Raw genomic sequence first — 5,867 nt, forward strand, 5'->3', positions numbered from 1 at the left:
CGTGAGGTTTTTGGTTGCACTTGAATATGATTGCATCAAGTAGTGTTGACAGTAAGGCAGCCTGAGTACGCTTAACACGCTGATCCATGGGGTTATGAGGGGTAAAAACACCCGCTGAAGTCAATGAATGAAGCGTGGTCGTCAGGCTTCGCCAGTTCCAACGCCGTGTTACGGTAAAATTTTGCAGCAAACGTATCAGCTGGCCTTGTTCAGCTCGATTTAACGGTCTTTTAGCAGCTGATGCGTATTTTTTAATTGAATTGGCATACAGGCCATGATTTCTCCCATCATAGCGATGACCGAAACGATCCGATTTATTCACCAGATCATCCATCATTTCCTGTTTGATGAGCGCCTTAAAATCTTGAGCAGGGTTTACTGAACGGCGCTGTAGATGTTGAGAAGGGCATGCGTCAGAAGAACGGTAAAATGTATTACGCCCCGGGTTAGTGCGTTGGGTATCATCCAACTGCCTGACCTTGGCATGTCTGTATCGTCCACGCCTTGAAGAAGGAGCATGGCCACCCGGTCGGTTATAATCATTATCTGATCTTGCGTATTGACCACTGATACCGGCAGAGCTTCTGTCCATAATTATATTTCATTAATTCATGAAAGTATAAAAAGCAGACTGCTGCTCTGTTCAGAAGTTCATTTTACTGAAATGCCTATAAAACCAAGCCGTTGGGGATACACATCTACTTCTGATGCCACCAATCCGTTATTTTCAAATCATTTTAGCCAACTACTTATTGCCTTTTTTTTCTCTTCCTTTTTCTTTTTTTTGGTTTGCCTGTTTGCTTTTCTAAATGTTCTTCGGCGGCCAGGTAACAGTGATCTGAGGATTGATCCCCTTTATCGGCGGTAGCGTTTGCCTCATCTGCCCACCCGATTTTATGTGATACAGATCCATGGCCCTGCGGCGGGATGTCCACTCTGGTCTTTATTTGATCAATACATCGTTTTATTGAATCCTGGCTCCTGAGCTGGTTAATCGGGATTTCAATGACCTCAAATCCTGCTTTTTGTAACAGTGCGATTTTCAGCAGAGTCGAACCAGTCCTGGTGTTGAAATCACCACACAGGTAATGAGAGGGGCCCTGAACTTCAATAATAATATTGTGATCTGGCAGTAGCAGATCAACCGGAGGTAATGAGTTCAGACTCCTTTCTGCGGCAATCTTTAAAGAGGGAATGCATGATTGAAGTTGATCGCGGAAGGCGGTTTGAGGTTTTGACATGTTAGTCTGGTAATGGGGGACGATCGGACACGCTCTGCCAAGCCAGCTTGCGGCCATGGCAATGATGGATTGATCCTCTTCATTATTTGGGAATGCATTTTCCAGGCGAGTAAACAGGTCATCCATGTGCTTTTCAAGCAAGCTGTTTTTATTGGCATTGGAGTCTGGAGACAGCCTGGCACAGCATACCAATGCTCCCCAGAGAGACATCGATATTTCTTGCTGAGATAACTGAGGACATTTACTGATTTGGTAGACAAGAAGTTCAGACGTGGATTTAACCACATTCAGCTCAACGAGCTCACCCAGTTTCGCCATGGCCCACAGCAGGTGGGAGATATGCTGAGGAATAAACTGGTTTTTCTTTGCGTTCACTTGGGATAAAAGTACGGTCAAAGCCTCGTTGAGCTCTGGCGTCAGCTCCTGCCCGTTGATCACCAGTTTCGCCATGGCCCACAGCTGGATGGCGACATCCTTGGCATTAAATTGGTCATTCTGTGCGTTCACGTGGGGCAACAGCGCGGCCACGGCTTGTTTGAGTTCTGGTGTCTGCGCCTGCCCGTTGTCCACCAGTTTCGCCATGGCCCACAGCAAGTTGGTGATTTCCTGGGGTTTAAAGTTAGCTTTCAGTGCTTTCACGTGGGGCAGCAGTGTGGCTACGGCCGCTTTGAGCCCTGGTGTCTGCTCCTGCCTGTTGTCCATCAGTTTCGCCATGGCCCACAGTAGGTTGGCGATACCTTGCGGTTTAAAGTTAGCTTTCTGTGCATTCACGTGGGGCAACAATGCACCTAAGGCCTCTTTGAGCCCTGGTATCTGCTCCAGCCCGTTGTCCACCAGTTTCGCCATGGCCCACAGCAGGTTGACGATATTCTGGGCATTAAATTGGACTTTCTGTGCGTTCACGTGGGGCAACAGCACGGCTAAGGCCGCTTTGAGCCCTGGTGCCTGCTCCAGCCCGTTGTCCACCAGTTTTGCCATGGCCCACAGCAGGTTGGCAGTTTCCTGTGGCTTAAAGTTAGCTTTCTGTGCGTTCACAGGGGGCAACAGCACGGCCACGGAATCTTTGAGCCCTGGTATCTCAAGCCTGTTGTCCACCAGTTTTGCCATGGCCCATAGCAGGTTGGCGATATTCTGGGCATTAAATTGGACTTTCTGTGCGTTCACGTGGGGCAACAGCACGGCTAAGGCCGCTTTGAGCCCTGGTGCCTGCTCCAACCCGTTGTCCACCAGTTTTGCCATGGCCCACAGCAGGTTGGCAGTTTCCTGTGGCTTAAAGTTAGCTTTCTGTGCGTTCACGTGGGGCCACAATACGGCCACGGCCTCTTTGAGCCCTGGTGTCAGCTCCTGCCCGTTGTCCACCAGTTTTGCCATGGCCCACAGCAGGCTGGTGATTTCCTGTGGTTTAAAGTAAGCTTTCTGTGCGTTCACCTGGGGCAACAACGTGGCCACGGCCTTTTTGAGCTCTGGTGCCTGCTCCAGCCCGTTGTCCACCAGCTTCGCCATGGCCCACAACAGGTTGGCTATTTCCTGTGGTTTAAAGTTAGCTTTCTGTGCGTATACGTGGGACAAAAGTGTGGAAACGTTCTCTTTAAGCTCTGGTGTCCACTCCTGCCCGTTGGCCATCAGTTTCGCCATGGCCCACAGCAAATTGGTAATATGCTGGGCATTAAATTGGGCTTTCTGTGCGTTCACGTGGGGCAACAGCGCGGCCACAGCCCCTTTGAGTTCTGGTGTTTGCTCCTGCCCTTTGTCCACCAGTTTTGCCGTGGCCCACAGCAGGTTGACGACACCCTGGGCATCAACATCCCTGGCCTGAGGTTTTTGGTTGCACTTGAATATGATTGCATCAAGTAGTGTTGACAATAAGGCAGCCTGAGTACGCTTAACACGCCCATCCATAGGTTTATGAGGGGTAAAAACACCCGCTGAAGTCAATGAATGAAGTGTGGTCGTCAGGCTTCGCCAATTCCAGCTCCGCGTGACTGTGAAATTTGGCAGCAAATGCATCAGCTGGCTTTGTTCCGCTCGATTTAACGGTCTTTTAGCAGCTGATGTGTATTTTTTAATTGAATTGGCATACAGGCCGTGATTTCTCCCATCATAGCGATGACCGAAATGATCCGATTGACTCACCAGGTCATCCATTATTTCTGGTTTGATGAGTGCCTTAAAATCTTGAGCAGGGTGTACTGAACGGCGCTGTAGATGTTGAGAAGGGCATGCGTCAGAAGAACGGTAAAATGTATTACGCCCCGGGTTAGTGCGTGGGGTATCATCCCACTGCCTGACCGTGGCATGTCTGTATCGTCCACGCCTTGAAGAAGCGGCATGGCCACCCGGTCGGTTATAATCATTATCTGATCTTGCGAATTGACCACTGATATCGGCAGAGCTTCTGTCCATAATTATATTTCATTAATTCATGGAAATATAAAAAGCAGACTGCTGTGCAGTTCAGAAGTTCATTTTGCTGAAATGTTCATATATAAGCAGTGCCGTATTTCTCATCTGCCGACCCGCTTTTAAGTGATACAGAGCCATGACCCTGTGGCGGGATGTCTATCCGGGTCTTTATTTCATCAATACATAGTTTCATTGAATTCTGGCTCCTGAGCTGGTTAACCGGGATTTCAATGACTTCAAATCCTGATTTTTGCAGCAGTGCGATTTTCAGCAGAGTCGAACCATTCCTGGTGTTGAAATCACCACTCACGTAATGAGACGGTCCCTGAACTTCAATCACCATGTTGTGGTCTGGCAGTAGCATGTCAACCGGAGGTAATGAGTTCAGACTTTTTTCTTCTTCAATCTGCAAAGAGGGAATGCATGATTGGAGTCGATTGCGGAAGTCGGCTTGAGGTTTTGACAGGTTAGTCTGGTAATGGGGGACGATCGGACACGCTCTGCCAAGCCAACTGGCGGCTATGGCAATAACGGATTGATCCTCTACATTATACGGAGATGTATTTTCCAGACGAGTAAACAGTTCATCCATGTGCTTTTCAAGCAAATTATTTTTATTGGCATTGGATTCCAGAGACAACCTGGCACAGCATACCATCACTCCCCAGAGAGACATCGATATATCTTGCTGAGATAACTGAGGGTATTGACTGATTTGGTAGACAAGATGTTCAGTCGTGGATTTAACCACATTCAGCTCAACGAGTTCACCCAGTTTCGCCATGGCCCACAGCAGGTTGGAGATATACTGAGGAATAAACTGGTCTTTGCTTGTGTTCACTTGGGACAAAAGTGCGGTCAAGGCATCGTTGAGCCCTGGTGTTTGCTCCTGCCCGTTGTTCACCAGTTTCGCCATGGCCCACAGCCGGTGGGTGATATCCCGGGCATTAAATTGGTCTTTCTGTGCGTTCATGTGGAGCAACAGCGCGGCTACGGCTTCTTTGAGTTCTGGTGTCTGCGCCTGCCCGTTGTCCACCAGTTTCGCCATGGCCCACAGCAGGTTGGTGATTTCCTGGGGGTTAAAGTTGGCTTTCAGTGCTTTCAAGTGGGGCAACAGCGTGGCCACGGCCGCTTTGAGCTCTGGTGTCAGCGCCTGCCCGTTGTCCACCAGTTTCGCCATGGCCCACAGCAGGTTGGCGATATGCTGAGGAATAAATTGGTTTTTCAGTGCTTTCAAGTGGGGCAACAGCGCGGCTACGGTTGCTTTGAGCCCTGGTGTCAGCGCCTGCCCGTTGTCCACCAGTTTCGCCATGGCCCACAGCAGGTTGGCGATATGCTGAGGAATAAATTGGTCTTTCTGTGCATTCACGTAGGGCAACAACGCGGCCACGGCCTCTTTTAGCCCAAGTGTCAGTTCCTGCCCGTTGTCCACCAGTTTCGCCATGGCCCACAGCAGGTTGGCGATACCTTGTGGTTTAAAGTTAGCTTTCTGTGCATTCACGTGGGGCAACAATGCGCCTAAGGCCTCGTTGAGCCCTGATGTCTGCTTCTGGCCGTTGTCCACCAGTTTCGCCATGGCCCACAGCAGGTTCGCGATTCCCTGTGGTTTAAAGTTAGCTTTCTGTGTGTTTACGCGGGGCAACAGCACGACTAAGGCCGCGTTGAGCTCTGGTGTCTGCTCCAGCCCGTTGTCCATCAGTTTTGCCATGGCCCACAGCAGGTTAGCGATTTCCTTTGGCTTAAAGTTAGTTTTCTGTGCGTTCACATGGGGCAACAGCACGGCCACGGCCTCGTTGAGCCCTGGTGTCAGCTCCAGCCCGTTGTCCACCAGTTTTGCCATGGCCCACAGCAGGCCGGTTATGCCCTGAGTATTAAATTGGTCTTTCTGTGCGTTCACGTGGGGCAATAACCTGGCCACTACCTCTTTGAGACCTGGTGTCCTCTTCTGCCCGTTGTCCATCAGTTTCGCCACGGCCCACAGCAGGTTGACGATTTCCTGTGGGTTAAAGTTAGCTTTCTGAGTGTTCACGTTGGGCAATAACGCGGCAATAGCCCCTTTGAGCTCTGGTGTCTGCTCATGGCCGTTGTCCACCAGTTTCGCCATGGCCCACAGCAGGTTGGCGATACCCTGAGGAATAAATTGGTCTTTTTGTGCGTTCACGTGGGGCAACAGCGCGGCCACGGCCTCTTTGAGTTCTGGTGTTTGCTCCTGCCCGTTGTCCA

3 protein-coding genes are annotated in these 5,867 nt (G+C 50.2%); all 3 read right to left on the reverse strand.

The features are described 5' to 3' along the window. The coding region (locus ACO6UY_RS23780) for a hypothetical protein (RefSeq protein ID WP_422463888.1) at positions 1-592 on the reverse strand (592 nt) is incomplete at its 3' end. Positions 593-749: 157 nt separating this feature from the next. Next, complete coding sequence (locus tag ACO6UY_RS23785; RefSeq protein WP_422450728.1) at positions 750-3,644, reverse strand: DUF1601 domain-containing protein; 2,895 nt, start codon at positions 3,642-3,644, stop codon at positions 750-752. Between the two features lie 76 nt (positions 3,645-3,720). Beyond that, on the reverse strand, positions 3,721-5,867 hold a 2,147-nt coding region (locus ACO6UY_RS23790; RefSeq protein ID WP_422463890.1), incomplete at its 5' end, for a DUF1601 domain-containing protein.

This window comes from Endozoicomonas sp. ALE010, from assembly GCF_049310165.1.
Taxonomy (GTDB): domain Bacteria; phylum Pseudomonadota; class Gammaproteobacteria; order Pseudomonadales; family Endozoicomonadaceae; genus Endozoicomonas.